This window comes from Acinetobacter sp. YH12251 (assembly GCF_013417465.1).
Taxonomy (GTDB): domain Bacteria; phylum Pseudomonadota; class Gammaproteobacteria; order Pseudomonadales; family Moraxellaceae; genus Acinetobacter; species Acinetobacter amyesii.
In genome coordinates this window covers 69,038-90,726 of the sequence record NZ_VPDZ01000015.1, presented here as the reverse complement: position 1 = coordinate 90,726, position 21,689 = coordinate 69,038, and the positions used below count along the sequence as shown (strand labels likewise).

Here is a 21,689-nt window from a genome sequence, read left to right as displayed (position 1 = left end):
GCTTATGATTTTGATGCGGTAGCCGAATTTGTGCGAACGATAATCGGACAACCTTTAAATTTTGCTGCCTGTACGATCGCTTCTTGCTCACCTAAAACACGTGAAAGTTCGGTACGTTTAGTATTCGAAGATTGTCCCATATTGACCGAAATACTCGGACCAATGCCCCAACCTCCACGGCTGCCCCAGCCACCACCAAGGCCAACACCGACACCAACGCCTGTGCGCTTCGGCGTTTCTACACCATTTTGAATATAGTCGTGGATTCGGTTGTATTCGCTTTGCAATTGCTGGCAACTCAAAGACTGATACTGTGTAGGTGAAACATAGCTAGGTTTAGGCGTACTTGCACATGCACCCAATACAACAGCAGTGAAAGCAACTAGACCACATTTAAGTGCATTCATACTTTTCTCGATACTACTTTTGCTCAATTTCATTGAACAATGATTGATAGGCTTGCGTCAATTTATGATCTGCAGCCAAATGGATTAAAGGTTGATTTTTATGATGAGATTCTTTCATCAGCACTGAAGGCGGTAACATGCTGTCCAATACAGGAAGACCTTCATCTTTGAGTTGTTGTACAACTTCACGCGGTAACTTCGCCTGTGCTTGAAATTGATTGACCACAATGCCTTCAATTTCCAAACGATCATTATGATCATCCTGCGTTTCCAACACATTTTCGATCAGGGTCTGTAAAGCTCGTTTTGAAAACACGTCACAGTCAAATGGAATCAGCACGCGATCTGCCGCAATCAACGCAGATAAAGTAAAAAAGTTAAAGGCCGGCGGTGTATCAATAAACACTCGATCATATTGACCGCTCATCTGCTGCAAAGCATCACGCAGTTTGTAAATTTTATGCTTAGATTCTAAGGCATGTGCCAACGCACCCAAATTTGGGCTTGCAGGAATTACATCTAAATTTTTAAACGGTGATTGATGTACATAGCTTTCTAGACCTTTAGTACGATTTTTTAAAATCGAACCAATGGCATTTCCCAACAAACCTTTGCTTTGCTGCGAACCCAATACTTCATCAAAATAATTTTCAATATTTGGCTCTAAGGCAGGTTTATCTGCTGAGTAGGTCGCATCATCCCCCAACAAATATTGACTTGAATTGGCTTGAGGGTCGAGGTCAATCACCAAAGTTTTTAAACCTTGGTGCGCGCTTATCGCAGCTAAATTGACCGTAATACTCGATTTCCCCACACCACCTTTTTGGTTAAATACCACACGCGTACGCATTCAAAACCCTCTAATCTTTGTTTTTTTACTCAAGCCTTGAAATCGGCCATGTGGATAAGCCATTTATCCAAAAACTGGTTTAATTATAACCAATGTAATGATGAAAATAAGTGCAACAGCTGCAATAAATAAGCCCGCACGGCGCTGAACCAATAAAACACTGTCATCTTTTTTATACGCTTTAGATAAAGAAGACAGCAACGCTAGAAATAGTACAACTTTGGCATAGAACCATGGCTGCACATCAAAGTTCTTCATAAACAATAAGATAATTCCCGTCACGGCAATTAAAGCCATTGAGCCATGTTGCAATGCAACAAAAAACTTACGACCTGATGGATTCGGTAAATTGCCCTGCGTCCCTTTAAACAGCGTAAAAGCACGAATGAAAATGGCAGCACAGCCTAAAGCCACGCCACACATATGAATGATTTTAATGATTAATTGCGTTTCCATGGCTCACCTTAAGATGACTTAGGTGCATGCGCACATTCAGGGCTAGTGGTGTCTTGACCTTTCCATTCTTCAGGTAAAAACGCATGAATGGCCAAGGCATGAATTTGCCCCGGACTAAGTAAATCACCGGCTGCGGCATAGACTTTTTGATGACGTTGCACCAAACGCAAGCCTGTAAAAGCCTCACTCACGATCACCGCTTTAAAATGCGACTCTTTACCTGGGAAATAACCACCATGACCTGCGGACTCATTCACCACTTCAAGATGTGTAGGCGCTAATGTCTGTAGACGCTCAATTAATTGCTGTTCTAAACTCAAAACGGCTCTCCCAAATTCAAAAAAGGTTCAACTGGTCTTAGTATAGCCTGTATTTGTTGAAGTTCTTGTGTCGCAAAGTTGCTGAAACCATCTGAATTGCATGATTTCACCAAAATGGAAGCCTTCAACCTGCAAAAATCTTCCAATTTTCAAACAAATTGTTTTTATTTTATGCAAACGATGCACAGATTTTCATAAAGTTATTGACCTGAAAAATCCTTAATGTATTATACGTGGCTATGCGGGAATAGCTCAGTTGGTAGAGCATAACCTTGCCAAGGTTGGGGTCGGGAGTTCGAGTCTCCTTTCCCGCTCAAAATTTTTTCATTCGGTTTTTTATTTAAAAAATTGGATAGACTCCGCGGGAATAGCTCAGTTGGTAGAGCATAACCTTGCCAAGGTTGGGGTCGGGAGTTCGAGTCTCCTTTCCCGCTCCAAATTTTTTTCGATTCAGTTTTTTAGTAAAAAAACAGGATAGACTCCGCGGGAATAGCTCAGTTGGTAGAGCATAACCTTGCCAAGGTTGGGGTCGGGAGTTCGAGTCTCCTTTCCCGCTCCAAATTCAAAAAGCCCTCATCGAAAGATGGGGGCTTTTTTATTGCAGATTGAAAAACATTTGAATCAATTTATAGCCCTTTTTTAATCTTTGCATAGTTCTATGATATTGAGCATCTATTGGAGTTCAAGCTGATTGATCACCATTAATAAAAAGTATTAAAAAAAACAGCTAAGCCCCTGTCTTAGATATATTATTTTTAAAGTTGAATATCTACAAAGTTGCTAACACCAGATTTTCATCATCAATCCTCTTGTTGTTTTTCCTACATCTATTGTTTTAAATCAAACACTTATTTTATCAAATTTGCATATTTTTTATGCAGATTAAATGCTAAACAGACATTTTGCTAAGTTAAGAATAATCCATCATTTAAAGAATCACGGATTTACGAGTAGCGTTTTGATATCTATTAAAGGTGTCATTATGTCTCATTTAATCTCTGAAAATATTCATGTTATTGAAAATGACTTAGAAGCAATCCATGCAGCGTATCATGTTGCAGATTTTGCTTTGGAAGGTCGAAATGAACGTGATCAGAACCGCCTGCTGCCTTTTGCAGAAATCGACTTATTCAGTCAAAAAGGTTTAGGTGGCATTCGTATACCCAAGCAATTTGGCGGTGCCTACGTGTCCAACAAGACACTGGCGCAGGTTTTTCGCATTATCAATAAAGCAGATTCTAGCGTGGGCCAAATTCCACAAAACCAAATTGCCTTGCTGTATATGATTGACCTCATGGGAACGGATGAGCAAAAAGCCTTTATTTTTAATGAAATTTTACAGGGAAAACGTTTAGCTAATGGTGGGCCAGAGCGCAACACCAAAGACACTAAAACCTTAAACACAACGCTGCGCATTGAAAATGGAAAGTATGTTGTTAATGGTGAAAAGTTCTATTCAACCGGCAGTAGTTTTGCAGATTGGTTGGCGATTAAAGCCGTTCACCCTGAAGGTCATGTTGTCCTGACCATCATTGATCGACACGCTACAGGCGTAGAAGTGATTGATAACTGGAATGGTTTTGGTCAGCGCACAACGTCTAGTGGCACCGTCAAACTAAACCATGTGGCAGTAGACCCCCTATTAATTTTTGATGAACGTAAGCTTTCTGCAGGGCCAACGTATCGCGGTGCCTTTTCACAATTGATGCAAGTCGCGATCGATGTCGGGATTGCAGAAGCTGCCTTTGCAGACACCCTTTCTGCGGTACAAAAAGCCCGTCCGATTGTGGATGCACAAGTTGAGAAAGCCAGTTTTGAGCCCTACACCCTACAAGAGGTGGGTAAATCTGCAGTTTTATTGGATGCTGCGATTTTACTTTTAGATGAAGCCGCAGATTATCTCGATGAATTAGATCAGCTTGATCAGGTGAGTGAACAACAAGCTGCTCTGGCTTCGATTCGTGTCGCAGAAGCCAAAATCTATGCCAATGATGCAGCCTTACAGATCTCTGAAAAACTCCTTGAATTAGGCGGCAGCCGTGCAAGTTTGAGTGCCCATAACCTTGATCAACACTGGCGCAATGCCCGAGTACACACCTTACATGATCCTGTGCGCTGGAAGCTGCATACCTTAGGCGACTATTACTTAAATCATAAATTACCTGCACGCCATGCGTGGATTTAAGGAGAATTCTGATGACCTCATTTCCAAATATTAATTCGCTACAGGCCGCATCAACAACACCTGCGCATATTATTCAGTCCGATGCAGAAGCACTTGAAATTGCAAAACAATTAGCCGAACAATTTAGAAAAAATGCGGTGCAACGTGATGCCGAACGCATACTGCCGTTTGATGAAATTGAGGCCTATAGCCAATCTGGTCTCTGGGCAATCACGGTTCCCAAGGCATTTGGCGGTGCCGAAGTTTCAAGTTATACCGTGGCGCAAGTGATTGCGCTTATGAGTGGTGTAGATGGCTCAATTGGACAAATTCCACAAAACCATTTTTATGCATTGGAAGTATTACGAAACACCGGCACAACTGAACAAAAGCAAAAGCTTTATGCCGAAGTACTTGCTGGCGCTCGTTTTGGCAATGCCTTAGCCGAGTTTAAAACCAAAACCGCTGCGCAAAAACAAACGTCGATTCGCCCTCATGACGAGGGTTTTGTAGTGAATGGTGAAAAGTTTTATTGCACCGGCAGTTTATTTGCACATCGTATTCCCACATTGGTCAAAGACCAAGATGGTCGTGAATATTTAGCCTTTATTGCACGTGAAAGTACAGGTTTAGAGCTGATCGATGATTGGACAGGGTTTGGACAGCGCACCACGGGTAGCGGCTCTGTAAAATTTCACCAAGTTGCAGTTCCTGCCATAGATGTCATTCCCTTTGATCGGGCATTTACGGAGCCGACATTGGTTGGGCCATTTGCGCAAATTATGCATGCTGCGATTGAAGTTGGTATAGCCCACGCAGCCTTTGAAGAAAGTTTGAGCCGCGTACACCAAGCTCGACCATGGATTGATTCAGGTCTTGATCTTGCAAGCGAAGATCCTTTAACCAAATACGAACTCGGTCGCATTGCCGCAGATGTTCGCGCCAGTGAGGTCTTGCTGAAACAAGCCGCTCGTGCCATCGATGCTGCTCGCCCACAGCCCAATGCTGAAAACATCGCAAAAGCTTCTCTAGATGTCGCGAAAGTGCGTGCGCATAGTACTGAAACCGCACTGAAAGCGGCATCAAAATTGATTGAGCTTGCAGGCAGCCGTGGCAGTCAGCGTGAAGATGGCTTAGATCGATTTTGGCGTAATGCACGTGTCCACACCTTGCATGATGCAGGGCGTTGGAAATATTTCTTCATTGCCAATTACCTCCTAAATGGCGTATTGCCCCCACGTCGAGGGACCTTGTAATGAGCCAAATCACCACAGCAGATACCCAATCACATCCAGCCAAGAAAATTTTACTGAATGCCTTCGACATGAACTGTGTCGGCCATATCAATCATGGCTTATGGACCCATCCACGCGATGAGTCACACCGCTTTAATGAACTGAGCTATTGGACCGATCTTGCCAAAACCTTGGAGCAAGGGCTGTTTGACGGGCTATTTATTGCGGATATCACCGGGGTCTATGATGTTTATGAAGACAATATCGATCTCACACTTAAAGAGTCGATCCAACTGCCGAGCCATGACCCCAGCACCCTGATTTCTGCAATGGCTGCGGTCACTGAAAACTTAGGTTTTGGTGTAACAGTCAATTTGAGCTATGAAACGCCTTATCAATTTGCACGTCGATTTGCCAGCCTAGACCACCTGACCCAAGGTCGAATCGGCTGGAATATCGTGACTGGATATCTAGACAGTGCAGAACGCTTGATTGGGCAAAAAGGCCTGAAAGATCATGATCTACGCTATGAACAAGCTGAAGAGTTTTTGCAGCTTTGCTATAAGTTTTGGGAAGGCTCTTGGGAAAATGATGCGGTTCAAAAAGATAAAGCAAATCGCATCTTTAGCGACCCCCAAAAAGTACATGCCATTCAACACCAAGGGAAGTTCTATCAAAGCCAAGGGGTATTTCAAGTTTCCCCATCGATTCAGCGCACCCCTGTGTTGTATCAGGCCGGTGCTTCACCACGTGGCTTAGCTTTTGCCACACAACATGCGGAAGGCATGTTTATCGGTGCAGACAGCGCTGAAAAAGTCAAAAATCAGGTACAAAAAATTCGCAGCCAAACTGCAGCGCAAGGTCGTGACCCACAAGCTGTGAAACTCTTTGTTGGCATTACGGTGGTGACCGCAGAGACCGATGAACTCGCCCAAGAGAAATTGGCTGAATACATTCGCTATGCCAACCCTGAAGCGGGACTAGCACACTTTTCCAGCTCGATTGGGATGAACCTCGCCAACTTTGCAGAAGATGAAGCCATTCCATATCAGCAGACCAATAGCATCGCATCGGTCAATCAAAAATTTAAAGAGCAAAAAATCACTCGCCAAGATTTGCGTGCTCAGCACGTTCTAGGTGGGCGTTATCCGCTCTTTGTTGGGAGTGGTGCCAACGTTGCAGAACAGTTGATTGGCTATTTGGATGAAACTGGCATCGATGGATTTAATCTGACTCGCACCGTCGCACCTGAGTCACATCAAGATTTTATCCGTTTGGTCATTCCAGAATTACAGCAACGTGGTCGCTATAAAACTGCGTATGACACTGGCAGTTTAAGGCAAAAACTGTTTCAACAAGGTGACCATTTAGCGACGACACATCCTGCTCATCGCTACCGATGTCCCACTTCAGACACGTCATCTCAGGCAGCACTTAAAAACGTTGAGACAGCATAAGCTGCAATTAAAAAACAATATTTTAGACAAAAAATTTAATTATTTCGAAATATAGAGGTGTGCCATGGCACAAACAGCAAAATCTAAATTCACACTGATTGGTGTAATCGTGGCCATATTGGTGATTGGCTTAGTTATTTGGAATCAACAAAAGAAAAGTCATCAAAGTGAATTGGTGATTGGGATTAGCCCATCTTTTGCTAAACCCTTACAAGTCGCTGCAGATGAAGCCAAGCAGCAAGGGCTGAATGTGAAATTGGTGGAATTTTCAGACTGGAATACCCCAAATATCACCTTAAATCATGGTGATATTGATGCAAACTTTTTTCAACATCAGCCGTTTCTAGACAATGCAAAAAAAGTAACGGATTTTAAAATCAAAGCCTTTGATGTCGGTGCTGCTACCCATGTCGGACTGTATTCAAAAAAGTATAAAAACTTTGCTGATTTACCCCATAAAGCCAAAGTGGTGATTCCGAATGATCCGGTCAATCAGGGCCGTGCCTTACAACTGTTACAGCAAGCCAAGCTCATTGAACTGAAACAACCAGATAACTTTTTATCGACTTTAAATGACATTGCAGCGAATCCTAAACAGCTTCAATTTATTGAGGTGGAAGGCCCTCAAACGGCACGTGCAATTGATGATGTCGATCTGGCTTTTGGCTATCCACATTATTTACGTCTAGCAAAAACTGCCGATCCTGAAAATGCCTTACTGTTTGACTCCAATACTGACAAGCGTTTTGCCATCTTATTTGCCGTACGTGATGACTATGTAGATCGCGACGATAAACTGCGTAAATTTGTCGATATTTATCAAAACTCACCTAAAGTTAAACAGGCATTGGACGCAGATTTTGGTGCAAAACTGTGGTTCCCTGGTTGGAAATAAGGAGTCACTCATGGTGAGTTTCGGTTTATCGGTTGAATTTGCCGTCCCGCATATCCAAATCAAAAATTTAAATAAATTTTATGATGTGCAAGGACAACAAGTGCATGCCTTAAAAGATATCAATCTGAATATTCCACAAGGCAAAATATTCGGCATTATTGGGAAAAGCGGCGCGGGTAAATCTTCGCTGATTCGAACGCTGAATGGCTTAGAACAAATCAGTGATGGCAGTATTCACATCCATCAACAGGAATTATCAAGCTTAAATCACGCAGAGTTGATTGCTCTGCGTCAGCGTATTGGGATGATTTTTCAGCATTTTAATTTGATGTCTGCCAAAACCGTGTATGACAATATCGCGCTGCCCCTTAAAATCGCCAATTTCAGTCAAGCCGATATCGCTCAGCGAGTGAATGAAGTGCTGAAGTTGGTCGGTCTTGAAAATAAAGCAGCGCACTACCCTTCTCAACTTTCGGGCGGGCAAAAACAACGTGTCGGGATTGCACGAGCGTTAGTTCATCATCCGGAAATTTTACTCTGTGATGAAGCGACTTCTGCACTCGATCCTGAAAGTACTTCTGTTGTGCTGTCTTTGCTTAAAGAAATTAATCAAAAGCTTGGTATCACCATTGTGTTGATTACCCATGAAATGCAGGTCATTCGCGAGATTTGCGATCAAGTTGTGGTGATCGATCAAGGCGAAATTGTAGAAGCAGGACAGGTTTGGAAAGTGTTTTCTACGCCTCAGCAGCAGATCACACAAGAGTTACTCAACCTTGAACAACTTGATTTACCAAGCGACATTCAGCCACAACCGTCAGATTCAAATGATCAAATCATTTTAAAATTACGATATGAATCGACACTACAACAGTCGCCTGACTTAAAGTTTATTTTTGATCAATTTCAGGCGCCAGTACATCTGTATCAAAGTCATATCGATAGTATTCAAGGGCATTTAATTGGCTCGTTGATTGTTGCTGTAGACCGCAGCCATTTAGAGATCAACGCCTTATCTGAACAACTTAAACACCATATCGCACAGATTGAGGTACTTGGCTATGCACGACCAACTCATTGATTTACTGATTAGTGGAACCATTGATACTTTACTGATGGTCGGCGTTTCAACCTTTGTGGCCTTTCTGATCGGCCTGCCTTTAGCGGTCGTATTGGTGTGTAGTGCTGAACACGGGATTTATCCCTCAAAAAGCTTAAACCACACCCTAGGTTGGTTGGTCAATATTACCCGTTCGGTGCCTTTTCTGATTTTAATGGTGGCGCTCATTCCGCTCACGCGCTTTATCGTGGGCACCAGTTATGGCGTTTGGGCCGCCGTCGTACCTTTAACCCTTGCGGCCACGCCTTTTTTTGCACGCATTGCAGAAGTGAGTTTACGTGAAGTCGATCAAGGTCTGATTGAGGCCGCTCAAGCCATCGGCTGTAATCGCAAACAAATCATTTGGCATGTGCTGCTCCCTGAAGCGCTTCCCGGCATCGTCGCAGGCTTTACCGTGACCTTGGTGACCATGATTAATTCTTCTGCCATTGCAGGGGCGATCGGTGCAGGTGGTTTGGGGGATATTGCTTATCGGTACGGTTATCAACGCTTTGATATGCAAATCATGCTGGCAGTGATAGTGGTCTTGGTCGCGATCGTAATGCTGGTTCAAGCCTGTGGAGATCACATTTCCAACCAATTGGATAAACGCAAAATTTAAAGCGACCCTCACGATTATTTTTCGTATTTCTTAGAACAAAGCGTGTCGCTACACATAAAAAAATACCCTAATCTGGATTAGGGTATTTTTTCAATTAGATGCAAAATCGATTCTGTTCAATCAGCATCTTTAGACCAAATTAATAAGTCACACGGACATAATCACGATATTCAGGTTTCCAGAAATTCTCTTCAATCGCCTGTTCTAGTACTTCAATGCTGACATTTGGCGCAACACCATCAGCAATCGCAGCTAATGCCACTTTCAATGCGATTTTCTTCGAAATATCCTGTAAATAATCCAAACTTGGCAATAAATCGGCATTTGGATCTGCCAATTTTGGTGAACAGTCTGCCAACGCCGTACTCGATGCCATCAGCATATTTTCCGTCACACGTTTCGCCCCAGATGCAATCACACCGAGACCAATCCCCGGGAAAATATAGGAGTTATTACACTGTGAAATCTGATGAATCTTGCCATGATAATTCACTGGTGCAAATGGACTGCCAGTCGCAATCAGGGCCTTACCTTTGGTCCACTCGATAATATCTGCAGGCACCGCTTCGACACGCGATGTTGGATTAGACAGTGGCAACACAATAGGCTGTTCACAATTCGCAGCCATCTTTTCAATGACCTCTTGGCTAAACAGTCCCGGTTGTCCCGAAACGCCAATCAATACAGTCGGTTTAGCATGTGTAACTACATCCAATAGCGAAATGACTGAATCTGCATTTGCCCAATGAGCAACGTTATCCGGTGCTTGCGCAAGTTTGCGTTGGAAATCTAAAAGATTCGGCTGATTTTCAGTAATTAAACCAAAGCGATCGACCATAAACACCCGCGCACGCGCTTGAGCATCGGTTAAACCTTCCGCCACCATTTGCTTGATGATCTGCTCTGCAATCCCGCAACCTGCTGAACCTGCACCTAAGAATGTGACGATTTGATCTTTGAGCTGCTTGCCTGCTGCACGTGATGCCGCAATTAAACTTCCGACAGACACCGCTGCTGTTCCTTGAATATCATCATTAAAGCAGCAAATTTTATCGCGATATTTTTCCAATAAAGGCATCGCATTTTTTTGTGCAAAGTCTTCAAATTGAATCAGCGCTTTTGGCCAACGTTGTTGAATGGCTTTAATCACGTCATCGACAAATTGATAATATTCTTCACCGCTGATACGAGGCTGACTCCATCCCATATAAATCGGGTCATTCAACAGCTGTTGGTTATTAGTTCCGACATCTAAAGTAATCGGCAATGTATAAGCTGGACTGATCCCACCACATGCGGTGTACAGTGACAACTTACCAATCGGAATCCCCATCCCGCCAATGCCTTGGTCACCAAGACCAAGAATACGTTCACCGTCCGTAATAACGATCACTTTCACGTTCTTTTTATTCACGTTATGAATAATTTGGTCAATATGATCACGGTCAGGATATGAAATAAAAATCCCACGATGACGACGGTAAATGTCTGAGAAGCGCTGACAAGCCTCACCCACTGTTGGTGTATAGATGATCGGCATCATCTCACTGAGGTGGTTTTCAATTAAGTGATAGAACAATGTTTCATTGGTGTCTTGAATATTGCGCAGGTAAATATGCTTATTGATATCACTATTAAATGCACAATATTGCTGATAAGAACGCTGACTTTGCTCTTCAATGCTTTCCGTGACGTGTGGAATTAAACCGTGCAAATTAAAGCTCTTACGTTCATCTTCATTAAACGCAGAGCCTTTATTTAAAAGTGGGAGTTCTAAAAGTGTATTTCCGGCATAAGGAATATATAAAGGACGTTTCGTTTTCAAATTTTCACTAGGCATTATTTAACTCGTTTAATTAATCTTTTGTTTCGCACTGCAAAAAGCGAAATGCACAAAAGTGACTATCTCGTTATTTGTTATAGCCTATCCTGATTCGAGCGCTTTGGGGCATTTAGTAAATTGATAGTAGTTTTAGTTAGATTTTATAATCTGATAACTCGATCATACATCTAGTCACAGCAACGCCTATTTTGGCTTAAATGTATACGACTTTTAGCGAATCTCAGAAAATAGCAAAAATAATTAATGATTAAATTTCAATCAATTAAATAAGTTCAATACAAAGCCCTAAATTTGGTAGGTCTTTGGTAGGTGTGAATTTAAAACATCCCTCGCAATACTCAGTTTAGGTGAGTATCACCCATAACAAATGACAATGAATGGTAGAAGGAATCGCACCATGGCTTTTAAAAATATTGCAGATCAAACAAACGGTTTTTACATCCCTTGTGTTTCACTTTTTGGCCCCGGCTGTGCTAAAGAAATTGGTGCAAAGGCGCAAAATCTTGGCGCAAAGAAAGCGCTTATCGTGACCGATGCCGGTTTATACAAATTTGGTGTGGCAGACACCATTGCCGCATATTTAACTGAAGCTGGCGTAGAAAGTCACATATTCCCGGGCGCAGAACCCAACCCAACTGACACCAACGTACATAGCGGTGTAGATGCCTACAATGACAATGGCTGTGACTTTATTGTCTCTCTCGGCGGCGGCTCTTCTCATGACTGTGCCAAAGGCATTGGCTTAGTCACTGCAGGTGGTGGTCATATTCGTGACTATGAAGGCATCGATAAAAGCACAGTTCCAATGACACCACTCATTGCGATTAATACCACCGCAGGTACGGCATCAGAAATGACCCGTTTCTGTATCATTACCAATACTGAAACCCATGTAAAAATGGCGATTGTCGATTGGCGTTGTACCCCACTTATCGCTATTGATGACCCGAAGCTGATGATTGCGAAACCTGCGGCGCTCACTGCAGCAACCGGTATGGATGCGTTAACGCATGCGGTCGAAGCTTATGTTTCTACAGCAGCCAATCCTATTACCGATGCTTGTGCAGAAAAAGCCATCAGCATGATCAGTGAATGGCTCAGCCCTGCCGTAGCCAATGGCGAAAACTTAGAAGCGCGTGATGCGATGAGCTATGCACAGTACTTAGCAGGGATGGCATTTAACAATGCATCTTTAGGTTATGTCCACGCGATGGCGCACCAACTCGGCGGCTTCTACAATTTGCCGCATGGCGTATGTAATGCCGTGCTGTTACCACACGTTTGCGAATTTAACCTGATCGCCTGCCCTGACCGCTATGCACGTATCGCGCAGCTCATGGGTGTACCAACTGACGGTCTTACTGTAACTGAAGCAGCTTATGCAGCAATTGCAGCAATTCGTGAACTTTCAGCATCCATTGGTATTCCATCGAGCCTTTCTGAACTTGGTGTGAAAGAACAAGACCTCAGCATCATGTCTGAAAATGCGCAAAAAGATGCCTGTATGCTCACCAACCCACGTAAAGCGACTCATGCTCAAGTGGTTGATATTTTCAAGGCAGCGCTTAAAGCCAATGCCTCTGTGGTCGACTTCAAAGCAGCCGTTTAAGTTAAGCCCAATAGGTCTTCATGTTTAAGTGACCCAAGTGCCTACATTATCCTTTGAGTCTGGTGATGTAGGCTCAACTGAATCCATTTCACCTTTTATTTCAGGAAAGCGACCATAGATTGGTTGCTTTCATACTGAGGTCACTCTTTTTTAGTCCGCATATCAGCATCGATTATTCATTTGACAAAAGCTCATAGCTCATCAAGGATAAAGCATAATGTCCAATAATATTAATGAGTATAATAATGAGCCATTCACATATTCAGTATCAGCCTGACATTTTGGGCGCAGGCTATGAACAAGCCACGCTGACCTTCCCAGATGATTATGAAGGCCCAGTGGTTGCCACACTGGTTCGCAAAAAAGCAGCGGCTCCAACCTCCAAAGCGGTGCTCTATATCCATGGTTTTATCGATTATTTTTTCCAAACCGAAATGGCGGAACGCTTCAATCAGCACGGTTTCGACTTTTATGCCTTGGATTTAAGAAAATATGGTCGCTCAATCCGCCCGCATCAAAAATACTATAATGTGCATGCACTGTCTGAATACGATGCCGAAATAGATCAAGCCCTAACAATCATTGCTGATGAAGGTCATGATGCCTTGCTGCTCTGTGGTCATTCTACCGGTGGCTTAACCACCACTTTGTATGCAGCCCATCATCCAAATCATCCTTTAATTCAAGCCCTTTGGGTCAATAGCCCATTTTATGATTTCAACATGAATCCGGTGAAACGCGCACTGGGTATTCCACAGCTGAGTAAATTGGCAAAAACCTTTCCCAATTTAAAATTTCCGAGTGAACTGAATAAATGGTACACCGCCAGCTTACACCATGAACTCAAGGGTGAATGGGACTTCAATTTAGACTGGAAAAAGACCCGCTATCCAATGGTATACATCAGTTTCGTCCGCAGTATTTATGAAGCTCAAAAGGAAATTCATCAAGGTGTGACGATTGATGTACTGGTATTAGTGATGCACTCGCATCAAACTAAAAATCCCAAAAAATGGGGTAAAGCAGCGCAGACCAGTGATGTGATTTTAGGTGTAAAAGATATCCAAAAATATGCCAAGAAAATTCAAGGCGATGTCACCATTCAAAGCATTCACAATGGCTTGCATGATTTAGTACTTTCGGAAAAAACTGCGCGAGAACAAGTCTATACCCAGCTCTTTCAATGGCTGGCCAATAAAGGTCTTTAACAACCCGAATGACATTGCAACTTACTGTTTTAATTTCAACAAGGTCTGATGTACGGGATGCGATCTCGGCATCAGCTCGATCAGACGTTCAACCGCATCAATAGCTTCAGGAAAACGCGCGACATGCTTGAGCAGAACATCTGTTTCTTTGGCATTAAAAATTGCTTGGCTCAATCGTGACTCAAGACAATCACGCCATGCCCCTAAAAATGGGCTTTCAGTTTTAGCCAAGAAAACCCCTGAACACAGTTTTAACGCCGAATCGAGATAACCTGCATCTAAAGCTTGCTCGGCTTGCAAAAAATCGGCTTCGACTTGCGCCAATAGACGGTAGGGACGTGAGCCTAACATACCGCCCAAAATATCACGAAGCTGCGACATTTCCGCTTTTAAAGTCCCAACACTTACCTTGCGTTCACCATATAAGGCTTGATGCAAAGTATCTAAGGTCATGCCTTGCGGACATAGCGCCAAGATGGTCAAAATTTCTATTTGCCGCGGGGTCAGCACCATCACTTTGCCATTAAATAACACTTGCGGCACAGCAAAGGCCCGAATATACAAATGCTGTTTTTGAAAATCGAGTAAAGCCGATTGAATAATCGAAGCGCAGCGTTCAGCCGCAAGTAGCCCTAAACTATTGTGGTTTTTCCACACGGTGGATAAATCAACCACGCCCAAAATTTGCTGCGTATGTGGATCGATAATCGGTGCTGCATAGCAGACCCATTCATGTACTGATGGCATGTAATGTTCATTTGAAAACACACAACTCGACTGCTGAGTTTTTAAAGACAACGCTAATGCATTGGTGCCGACCAATTCTTCGCGCCATTGCCCACCTGCAATAAAATGCACACTTTCCGCAGCACTTTGCATTTGCCGACTCGACGCACTCCAAATAATCGTGCTACCTACATCGCCCACGGCAAGTACCATCGACGACTGTTCGGCTATGTGTTTTAAATCTTCTGCACAATGTTGTAAGGCATGATGCAATGCCGACTGTTGTTGACTTTGAGGGTTCAAATTCACCAAAGGCGCAGCACTCCGATTTTCCGGAATTTCCGCCTGCGCCGATCGCTGCCAAGAACTCGCAATGCTCTCATTCAATTGCGAGGTTTGCTGCTTTGACAGACTCATGCCCTGCCTTAACCGTTCGACATTCTGTCGTTTTTCAGATAAATCCTTCTGTATCATCATTCATTATTCTCACAACAATTCATGACTAAAAATCCGTTTCCCGGCTTTTGTTTTTAAGACTGAAAAAAAATATTGTAAACCTTCTTGTCTCCAACCTTTTTCCAACCTTATACAGGCTATGCTAATCAAATAATGTACAAAAGTACCTTATACCAAAGCTGTAGATTGCCACAGATGGGCAGCCCAACAAGATCATAATAAACAAGCAAAGGAAAATTCATATGCGTTATGTCGATCCTAATCAACCCGGTTCAAAAGTTCAGTTTAAAGCTCAGTATGAAAACCTGATTGGTGGCCAATGGGTCGCGCCAGTGAAAGGTGAATACTTTGAAAATATCTCCCCTGTAGACGGTAAAGTTTTTACCAAAGTGCCTCGTTCTTCTGCTGAAGATATCGAATTGGCTTTGGATGCAGCGCATAAAGCCAAAGCCCAATGGAACGCCTCTTCCCCAACCACACGCTCAAATATTTTATTAAAAATTGCCGATCGACTTGAAGAAAACCTAGAGCTCCTTGCGGTCGCAGAAACATGGGACAACGGTAAGCCAATTCGTGAAACCTTAGCTGCTGATATTCCACTGTGTATCGATCACTTCCGCTATTTTGCCGGCTGTATCCGTGCGCAAGAAGGTGGCATTTCTGAAATTGATGAAAATACCATTGCTTACCATTTCCATGAACCACTTGGTGTGGTCGGTCAAATTATTCCGTGGAATTTCCCAATCTTGATGGCGGCTTGGAAACTTGCTCCAGCATTGGCTGCGGGAAACTGCATCGTGTTGAAACCTGCGGAGCAAACGCCTGTCAGCATCTTGGTCTTGGCTGAACTCATTCAAGACCTACTCCCACCGGGCGTGCTGAATATTGTGAATGGTTATGGTGTTGAAGTCGGTCGTCCATTGGCGACCAATCCACGCATCTCAAAAATCGCCTTCACAGGTTCAACCGCTGTCGGTCAAATGATCATGCAATATGCGACTGAAAATATCATTCCTGTGACTTTAGAACTTGGTGGAAAATCACCAAATATCTTCTTTGAAGACATCATGGACAAAGACGATGAGTTCTTAGATAAAACACTCGAAGGTTTTGCCATGTTTGCGCTCAACCAAGGTGAAATTTGCACATGTCCATCACGTGCATTGGTACAAGAAAGCATTGCAGATCGATTCTTGGAAATGGCAGTAGAGCGTGTGAAACGTATTAAGACGGGTCATCCACTCGATACCGATACCATGATTGGTGCACAGGCATCGCAAGAGCAGCAAGACAAAATTTTAGGTTGTATCGCTACAGGTAAAAATGAAGGTGCACAGCTCATTACTGGTGGTGATCCACGCAATGAAGTCGGTACAGGTTTCTATATTGAACCAACCATTTTCAAAGGCACCAATGACATGAAGATTTTCCAAGAAGAAATCTTCGGCCCTGTGCTTTCAGTAGCAACCTTTAAAGACTTTGATGATGCCATTAAAATTGCCAATGACACGATTTATGGTCTAGGTGCAGGGGTTTGGTCGCGTTCAGCACATACTTCATATCGTGCGGGTCGTGCCATTCAGGCGGGCCGTGTATGGACCAACTGTTATCACATCTATCCTGCACACGCTGCATTCGGCGGCTACAAAAAATCAGGGATCGGCCGTGAAAATCACAAAATGATGCTTGATCATTATCAACAAACCAAAAACCTCTTGGTGAGCTATGACACTAAACCAATGGGCTTCTTCTAAGTCTTAGTATCAAAAAACAAAAAGCGAACTTCGGTTCGCTTTTTTATTAGTGCTGCTTTTAAATTGAATGAACGGTCTACCGCGCTGGGTCATTCATTTTGCAGACAAGGCATACTCAACAAAATGTAAATGATCAACACCCCAATATAACTCATCATCGACAAACCAACTTGGCGCCCCAAACACACCACGTTCAATAGCTTCTTCGGTCACCACTTTCAGCTCAGATTTGACTTTTTCATCATCCAACCACTGTTTCACTTGTTCTGCACCTAGCCCCAGTTCTTGCAAGAGTTGCATGAAGGTGGTGAGATCATTTAAATTGCGTGGCTGACCAAACATTGCGTTAAAAATACCCGTCAGTACATTGAGAAATACTTCAGGCTGAAATAATTGGACTGCGGTTATCAAACGCATCAACTGCAAAGTATTGATTGGAAAATACGGATTCATCTGTACGGGTATCTGCCATAACTTTCCCCAACGTTGAAGATCAATCATGGAATAACGTGCCTTCGCAGGTACCGCCATTGGGCTACTATTGCCTGTGGCTTTAAACACTCCACCGAGAAGCATTGGCTTCCAAATCAGCTCGGCTTGATACTGCTGCGCAATCTGTTGAATACGGTGAAATCCAATGTAGCTATATGGACTGCCGACATCAAAATAAAATTCAATGACTTTCATTTTTTTCGTCCTTTTTTTGCTTGTTTTTCCTAATATTTTTAAATCAGTGCTTACCAGCGCTCCATCCACGGTCGCAGATCTAATTCATGCGTCCATGCATCTCGTGGTTGCTGTGAGAGATGCCAATAATTTTCTGCAATATGTACTGGATTTAAAATACCATCTTGCTCTTTTTTAGCATAAAGATCAGGGAATGTATCTTTGATAAAATCGGTATCAATTGCACCATCAACCACCACATGCGCTACATGAATATTTCTTGGTCCAAGTTCACGTGCCATACTTTGTGCCAAGGCACGAAGCGCATGTTTTGCTCCAGCAAAAGCGGCAAAGCCAGCCGCACCGCGCACACCTGCTGTTGCGCCAGTAAAAATAATCGTGCCTCGTTCACGTGTCACCATGCGTTTTGCCACTTCCCGACCAGTTAAAAAAGCCGAGAAACATGCCATCTCCCATATTTTGAAATATTTACGTGCGGTTTCTTCCAAAATACTACAAGGGACGTTGGCACCAATATTAAAGACCATCACCTCAATCGGGCCAATGTTTGATTCGATATGCTCGATGAGTTCAATCACTTGCTCTTCTTTTCGAGCATCAGAACCAAAGCCAAAAGCAGTCCCTCCCTGTGCTTGAATTTCAGCAATTAAAGGCTTTAATTTGTCTGCATTTCGTCGTGTCATACAAGCAAGATAACCCTCTCGCGCAAAACGCTTGGCAATTTCACCGCCGGTTGCATCACCTGCACCAATCACTAAAGCGACTTTTGCTGAAGTCTTGTTGATTTGTTGCATAGTCTCACTCCATTGCTGTTTTATTTTTATTCCACGCTCATTTTATTTACGCGTCGGTTTTAAACCACACTTTATTAAATAACGATCGTTACTATAACGAATACTATGTTATGATTAATTTATCGTCAATCATAATTTTTTAGGGTCATGCACATGCGCTATAAACCCGAATACAAACAACAAAAACGACAAGAATTGCTCAACATTACGGGGCAAATTGCGAAAAAAAATGGCTTTGCTGCAACAGGTGTTGACAGCTTAATGAAAGCTGCAGGTGTAACTAGTGGCGCATTCTATTCACATTTTTCGTCAAAACAGGATTTACTCAAAGCATTGGTTGAATATGAATTGCAGCAAAGCTTTAACATGTGGCAAAGCAACCCGCATCATAATGCAGCCGACTGGATTAATTTTGAATTAGACCGTTACTTAACCCCTTCCCACCTTGAACATCCTGAACAAGGCTGTGTTTTGCCAACACTTGCGACCGAAGTAGCTCGCGCAGATGACACGATTAAACAGGCCTATGAAAAGGAATTACTGCGCGGTCATGCTTTATTTAGCGCACATTTGGCGAGTGAAGAAAAAGCTTGGGCCATAATGTCCCAACTTGCTGGTGCAATTTTAATTGCGCGTGCAGCCGCAGATCCACATTTGCAAAAAACTATTTTAAACGCCAATAAGATGATGATTCGGCAATATTTAGAGAGCCATGTGGCTGCATCAACGTGATTGATTTTTATGTGACAGTTCATGGAGTTAAAGACCGACAGTTTTCCGACAAACTGTTCATCTCTTTCATTTGAATTATTTAAAATCTGTATAAGCTTACCCATTTTTATGCTTTTCAATCGCTTAAAGATTGGGCATAAATGGCACAATTCAAATAAAGTCCTCTTTTCAAGGTTCTGAGGACTGTGTATAACAATGAGCCATTAAAGGAAAATGATAAGCATAGGCAAAGAACGCAAAAAAACGTTAGACTATGCAACAATCAATGCAAGTAAATGTCATTCGAGACAAACAAAAAGGTGAAGATTGATGCCGCTCAATACTGTTGAAGAGCTCGTAGCTGATATTCGTGCAGGAAAAATGGTCATCCTGATGGATGATGAAGATCGTGAAAATGAAGGCGACCTTGTTATCGCTGCGACCCACGTACGCCCTGAAGATATCAACTTCATGATTACGCATGCGCGTGGTCTTGTGTGCTTAACGCTCAGCAAAGAGCGTTGCCAACAGTTAAATTTACCTTTAATGGTCGATGCAAACGGTGCGCAGCACGGTACCAACTTTACCTTGTCTATTGAAGCAGCAAATGGCATTTCAACAGGCATCTCACCTGCTGAACGTGCGCACACCATTCAAACAGCGGTAGCTGCACATGCTAAACCAGCTGACATCGTACAGCCAGGCCATATTTTCCCGCTGATGGCACAGCCTGGTGGCGTCCTTCACCGTGCAGGTCATACTGAAGCCGGTTGTGATTTATCGCGTTTAGCAGGTCTTGAGCCAGCTTCGGTGATTTGTGAAATCATCAATGAAGACGGCACTATGGCACGTCGCCCTGATCTTGAAGTATTTGCTGAAAAGCATGGCTTAAAAATGGGGACGATTGCGGACTTAATTCACTACCGCATGACCAATGAGCAAACCGTTGAGCGCATTGATCAACAAACTTTAGATACTGAATATGGTACTTTTGAATTGTTCCGTTACCGTGAAATTGGTAATCCAGACATTCATTTGGCACTGGTTAAAGGCGAACCAAAACAAGGTGTAACCACTGTACGCGTACACGGTTTCAATCCCGTTCGCGACTTACTAAAACTGAATAAACAAGATGGCGCTCCCGCGTGGAATCTCGATAAAGCACTCAAAGAAATCGCATCCAGCGATCGTGGTGTTTTAGTGTGGATTGGTCAGCGTCATTTACAGGACTTAGGTCCTGCTTTAGAAAATTTAACTGCACCGAAAAATGTTAAATCCAATGCAGCACTGTCACAGCAGTATCAAACCATTGGTGTCGGCGCACAAATTTTACGTGATTTAGGCGTGGAAAAAATGAAGCTTCTTAGCTCGCCATTACGTTTTAATGCATTATCAGGTTTTAACTTAGAAGTGGTGGAATACATCACCGCAAATCAAACATCAGAGAAATAATCGAGGTTGCTATGGCAGTTCGCCGTATTGAAGGTATGTTACATCTCGCGAACGAAGACCGTTATGCGATTTTAGTTGGTCGTTTTAATAGCTTTGTTGTTGAACATTTGCTAGAAGGTGCCGTTGATACATTGAAACGTCATGGCGTATCAGAGGATAATATCACTATTGTTCATGCACCGGGTGCTTGGGAACTTCCAGTGGTTGCAAAGAAACTTGCAGCTTCAGATCGTTTCGATGCCATCATCGCGCTTGGCGCAGTGATTCGTGGTAGCACGCCTCACTTCGATTTTGTTGCTGGCGAATGTGCCAAAGGTTTAGGCGTTGTTGGTTTAGACACTGGCTTACCAGTAATTAATGGTGTATTGACTACGGATAGTATTGAACAAGCGATTGAACGCTCGGGTACAAAAGCAGGCAATAAAGGTAGTGAAGCTGCCTTGACTGCTATTGAAATGGTTAACTTGTTAAAGGCTATTTAACGCTATGTCGCAAACACTTCAAGCAACTTATGCAGCAAAACGTAAAGCACGTCGCTTTGCTGTACAAGGAATTTATGAATGGCAAATGAGCCGCAATCCTGTGCATGAGATTGAAGCACGTACGCGTGTGGAAAATGCCATGCACAAGGTAGATCTCGGCTATTACCACGAGTTATTGACCGAGGTTGTTGCCAATCATGAAGCATTGGATGCGCTTTTAATCCCTGTACTCGATCGCGAAGTTGAAGCCTTAGATGGCGTTGAACTTGCAACCCTTCGTTTAGGCTCGTATGAACTCAAAGAACACCTTGAGATTCCTTACCGTGTCGTACTCGATGAAGCGATCGAGTTAGCTAAACATTTTGGCGGTGCAGACAGCCATAAGTACATCAATGGTGTATTGGATCGTTTAGCGACTACATTGCGTGCAGCAGAAAAGCAACAAGCTAATTAATTAATTTA

General features: G+C 43.1%; 21 protein-coding genes and 3 tRNA genes. 16 read left to right on the top strand and 8 right to left on the bottom strand.

The features are described 5' to 3' along the window. Nucleotides 1-2 precede the first annotated feature (2 nt). The 4 genes from FTV27_RS13590 to FTV27_RS13575 form a co-directional block, all read right to left on the bottom strand. A complete protein-coding gene (locus FTV27_RS13590; protein ID WP_180078999.1) occupies nucleotides 3-407 on the bottom strand; it encodes a hypothetical protein in 405 nt (134 codons plus the stop codon). Nucleotides 408-420: 13 nt separating this feature from the next. Then, the gene (locus FTV27_RS13585; RefSeq protein WP_180078998.1) at nucleotides 421-1,257 is read right to left on the bottom strand and encodes a ParA family protein; all 837 of its coding nucleotides are present in this window, start codon (nucleotides 1,255-1,257) and stop codon (nucleotides 421-423) included. Between the two features lie 63 nt (nucleotides 1,258-1,320). Beyond that, nucleotides 1,321-1,713 carry a SirB2 family protein gene (locus FTV27_RS13580; RefSeq protein WP_180024727.1) on the bottom strand — a complete coding sequence of 131 codons (393 nt, stop codon included), beginning with the start codon at nucleotides 1,711-1,713 and terminating at the stop codon, nucleotides 1,321-1,323. Nucleotides 1,714-1,721: 8 nt separating this feature from the next. Beyond that, nucleotides 1,722-2,033 carry a BolA family transcriptional regulator gene (locus tag FTV27_RS13575; RefSeq protein WP_078194061.1) on the bottom strand — a complete coding sequence of 104 codons (312 nt, stop codon included), beginning with the start codon at nucleotides 2,031-2,033 and terminating at the stop codon, nucleotides 1,722-1,724. 241 nt (nucleotides 2,034-2,274) lie between these two features. Between FTV27_RS13575 and FTV27_RS13570 the strand changes: the two genes are divergently transcribed. The 9 genes from FTV27_RS13570 to FTV27_RS13530 all read left to right on the top strand — a co-directional run bounded on the left by FTV27_RS13570 (nucleotide 2,275) and on the right by FTV27_RS13530 (nucleotide 9,505). Then, nucleotides 2,275-2,347, top strand: a tRNA-Gly gene (locus tag FTV27_RS13570). A 47-nt stretch (nucleotides 2,348-2,394) separates the two neighbouring features. Next, nucleotides 2,395-2,470: transfer RNA gene (locus tag FTV27_RS13565), tRNA-Gly, on the top strand. A gap of 46 nt (nucleotides 2,471-2,516) precedes the next feature. Beyond that, a tRNA-Gly gene (locus FTV27_RS13560) sits at nucleotides 2,517-2,592 on the top strand. 399 nt (nucleotides 2,593-2,991) lie between these two features. After that, nucleotides 2,992-4,218, top strand: coding sequence for an SfnB family sulfur acquisition oxidoreductase (locus FTV27_RS13555; protein WP_180078997.1), 1,227 nt, complete (start codon nucleotides 2,992-2,994; stop codon nucleotides 4,216-4,218). An 11-nt stretch (nucleotides 4,219-4,229) separates the two neighbouring features. Then, a complete protein-coding gene (locus tag FTV27_RS13550; RefSeq protein WP_180078996.1) occupies nucleotides 4,230-5,453 on the top strand; it encodes an SfnB family sulfur acquisition oxidoreductase in 1,224 nt (407 codons plus the stop codon). Continuing rightward, a complete protein-coding gene (locus FTV27_RS13545) occupies nucleotides 5,453-6,889 on the top strand; it encodes an LLM class flavin-dependent oxidoreductase (protein WP_180078995.1) in 1,437 nt (478 codons plus the stop codon). The genes FTV27_RS13550 and FTV27_RS13545 overlap by 1 nt, the downstream gene beginning before the upstream one ends. A 64-nt stretch (nucleotides 6,890-6,953) precedes the next feature. Continuing rightward, nucleotides 6,954-7,784, top strand: coding sequence for a MetQ/NlpA family ABC transporter substrate-binding protein (locus FTV27_RS13540; protein WP_180078994.1), 831 nt, complete (start codon nucleotides 6,954-6,956; stop codon nucleotides 7,782-7,784). Nucleotides 7,785-7,794: 10 nt separating this feature from the next. Then, nucleotides 7,795-8,865: a methionine ABC transporter ATP-binding protein gene (locus FTV27_RS13535; protein ID WP_180078993.1), complete on the top strand. Its 1,071-nt coding sequence runs from the start codon at nucleotides 7,795-7,797 to the stop codon at nucleotides 8,863-8,865. Then, complete coding sequence (locus FTV27_RS13530; RefSeq protein WP_180078992.1) at nucleotides 8,846-9,505, top strand: methionine ABC transporter permease; 660 nt, start codon at nucleotides 8,846-8,848, stop codon at nucleotides 9,503-9,505. The genes FTV27_RS13535 and FTV27_RS13530 overlap by 20 nt, the downstream gene beginning before the upstream one ends. A 139-nt stretch (nucleotides 9,506-9,644) precedes the next feature. Here the strand turns inward: FTV27_RS13530 and FTV27_RS13525 are convergent, their stop codons facing one another. Then, the gene (locus FTV27_RS13525; RefSeq protein ID WP_180078991.1) at nucleotides 9,645-11,345 is read right to left on the bottom strand and encodes an NAD-dependent malic enzyme; all 1,701 of its coding nucleotides are present in this window, start codon (nucleotides 11,343-11,345) and stop codon (nucleotides 9,645-9,647) included. A gap of 400 nt (nucleotides 11,346-11,745) precedes the next feature. Between FTV27_RS13525 and FTV27_RS13520 the strand changes: the two genes are divergently transcribed. Both FTV27_RS13520 and FTV27_RS13515 read left to right on the top strand, forming a co-directional pair. Next, nucleotides 11,746-12,957 (top strand): iron-containing alcohol dehydrogenase, encoded by a 1,212-nt coding sequence (locus FTV27_RS13520; RefSeq protein ID WP_180078990.1) that lies wholly within the window; start codon nucleotides 11,746-11,748, stop codon nucleotides 12,955-12,957. A gap of 245 nt (nucleotides 12,958-13,202) precedes the next feature. Next, the gene (locus FTV27_RS13515; RefSeq protein ID WP_180078989.1) at nucleotides 13,203-14,165 is read left to right on the top strand and encodes an alpha/beta hydrolase; all 963 of its coding nucleotides are present in this window, start codon (nucleotides 13,203-13,205) and stop codon (nucleotides 14,163-14,165) included. A 21-nt stretch (nucleotides 14,166-14,186) separates the two neighbouring features. Here FTV27_RS13515 and FTV27_RS13510 read toward each other — a convergent pair whose 3' ends face one another. Further along, nucleotides 14,187-15,368 (bottom strand): transcriptional regulator, encoded by a 1,182-nt coding sequence (locus tag FTV27_RS13510; protein ID WP_180003559.1) that lies wholly within the window; start codon nucleotides 15,366-15,368, stop codon nucleotides 14,187-14,189. A gap of 221 nt (nucleotides 15,369-15,589) precedes the next feature. On the opposite strand from FTV27_RS13510, the gene FTV27_RS13505 reads away from it, so the two are divergent. After that, entirely contained in the window at nucleotides 15,590-17,101 is a 1,512-nt protein-coding gene (locus FTV27_RS13505; protein ID WP_078194071.1) for an aldehyde dehydrogenase family protein, read from the top strand. Between the two features lie 93 nt (nucleotides 17,102-17,194). On the opposite strand, the gene FTV27_RS13500 is transcribed toward FTV27_RS13505, so the two are convergent. After that, nucleotides 17,195-17,788 carry a 2-hydroxychromene-2-carboxylate isomerase gene (locus FTV27_RS13500; protein WP_180078988.1) on the bottom strand — a complete coding sequence of 198 codons (594 nt, stop codon included), beginning with the start codon at nucleotides 17,786-17,788 and terminating at the stop codon, nucleotides 17,195-17,197. A 50-nt stretch (nucleotides 17,789-17,838) separates the two neighbouring features. Continuing rightward, on the bottom strand, nucleotides 17,839-18,582 hold the full coding sequence (locus FTV27_RS13495) for an SDR family oxidoreductase (RefSeq protein WP_180078987.1): 744 nt from the start codon (nucleotides 18,580-18,582) through the stop codon (nucleotides 17,839-17,841). Nucleotides 18,583-18,735: 153 nt separating this feature from the next. On the opposite strand from FTV27_RS13495, the gene FTV27_RS13490 reads away from it, so the two are divergent. The 4 genes from FTV27_RS13490 (at nucleotide 18,736) to nusB (ending at nucleotide 21,681) form a co-directional block, all read left to right on the top strand. Further along, a complete protein-coding gene (locus FTV27_RS13490) occupies nucleotides 18,736-19,314 on the top strand; it encodes a TetR/AcrR family transcriptional regulator (RefSeq protein WP_180078986.1) in 579 nt (192 codons plus the stop codon). Between the two features lie 309 nt (nucleotides 19,315-19,623). Then, complete coding sequence (ribBA, locus tag FTV27_RS13485; RefSeq protein WP_111885508.1) at nucleotides 19,624-20,745, top strand: bifunctional 3,4-dihydroxy-2-butanone-4-phosphate synthase/GTP cyclohydrolase II; 1,122 nt, start codon at nucleotides 19,624-19,626, stop codon at nucleotides 20,743-20,745. An 11-nt stretch (nucleotides 20,746-20,756) separates the two neighbouring features. Further along, nucleotides 20,757-21,227, top strand: coding sequence for a 6,7-dimethyl-8-ribityllumazine synthase (gene ribE, locus FTV27_RS13480; RefSeq protein WP_111885509.1), 471 nt, complete (start codon nucleotides 20,757-20,759; stop codon nucleotides 21,225-21,227). Between the two features lie 4 nt (nucleotides 21,228-21,231). Continuing rightward, entirely contained in the window at nucleotides 21,232-21,681 is a 450-nt protein-coding gene (gene nusB / locus FTV27_RS13475; RefSeq protein ID WP_180024787.1) for a transcription antitermination factor NusB, read from the top strand. Nucleotides 21,682-21,689: the final 8 nt, after the last annotated feature.

Coding starts and splice junctions, on each gene's coding strand:
- FTV27_RS13590 (WP_180078999.1), bottom strand. CDS start 407: ATGAATGCACTTAAATGTGGTCTAGTTGCTTTCACTGCTGTTGTATTG.
- FTV27_RS13585 (WP_180078998.1), bottom strand. CDS start 1,257: ATGCGTACGCGTGTGGTATTTAACCAAAAAGGTGGTGTGGGGAAATCG.
- FTV27_RS13580 (WP_180024727.1), bottom strand. CDS start 1,713: ATGGAAACGCAATTAATCATTAAAATCATTCATATGTGTGGCGTGGCT.
- FTV27_RS13550 (WP_180078996.1), top strand. CDS start 4,230: ATGACCTCATTTCCAAATATTAATTCGCTACAGGCCGCATCAACAACA.
- FTV27_RS13545 (WP_180078995.1), top strand. CDS start 5,453: ATGAGCCAAATCACCACAGCAGATACCCAATCACATCCAGCCAAGAAA.
- FTV27_RS13540 (WP_180078994.1), top strand. CDS start 6,954: ATGGCACAAACAGCAAAATCTAAATTCACACTGATTGGTGTAATCGTG.
- FTV27_RS13535 (WP_180078993.1), top strand. CDS start 7,795: ATGGTGAGTTTCGGTTTATCGGTTGAATTTGCCGTCCCGCATATCCAA.
- FTV27_RS13530 (WP_180078992.1), top strand. CDS start 8,846: ATGCACGACCAACTCATTGATTTACTGATTAGTGGAACCATTGATACT.
- FTV27_RS13525 (WP_180078991.1), bottom strand. CDS start 11,345: ATGCCTAGTGAAAATTTGAAAACGAAACGTCCTTTATATATTCCTTAT.
- FTV27_RS13520 (WP_180078990.1), top strand. CDS start 11,746: ATGGCTTTTAAAAATATTGCAGATCAAACAAACGGTTTTTACATCCCT.
- FTV27_RS13515 (WP_180078989.1), top strand. CDS start 13,203: ATGAGCCATTCACATATTCAGTATCAGCCTGACATTTTGGGCGCAGGC.
- FTV27_RS13510 (WP_180003559.1), bottom strand. CDS start 15,368: ATGATGATACAGAAGGATTTATCTGAAAAACGACAGAATGTCGAACGG.
- FTV27_RS13505 (WP_078194071.1), top strand. CDS start 15,590: ATGCGTTATGTCGATCCTAATCAACCCGGTTCAAAAGTTCAGTTTAAA.
- FTV27_RS13500 (WP_180078988.1), bottom strand. CDS start 17,788: ATGAAAGTCATTGAATTTTATTTTGATGTCGGCAGTCCATATAGCTAC.
- FTV27_RS13495 (WP_180078987.1), bottom strand. CDS start 18,582: ATGCAACAAATCAACAAGACTTCAGCAAAAGTCGCTTTAGTGATTGGT.
- FTV27_RS13490 (WP_180078986.1), top strand. CDS start 18,736: ATGCGCTATAAACCCGAATACAAACAACAAAAACGACAAGAATTGCTC.
- ribBA (WP_111885508.1), top strand. CDS start 19,624: ATGCCGCTCAATACTGTTGAAGAGCTCGTAGCTGATATTCGTGCAGGA.
- ribE (WP_111885509.1), top strand. CDS start 20,757: ATGGCAGTTCGCCGTATTGAAGGTATGTTACATCTCGCGAACGAAGAC.
- nusB (WP_180024787.1), top strand. CDS start 21,232: ATGTCGCAAACACTTCAAGCAACTTATGCAGCAAAACGTAAAGCACGT.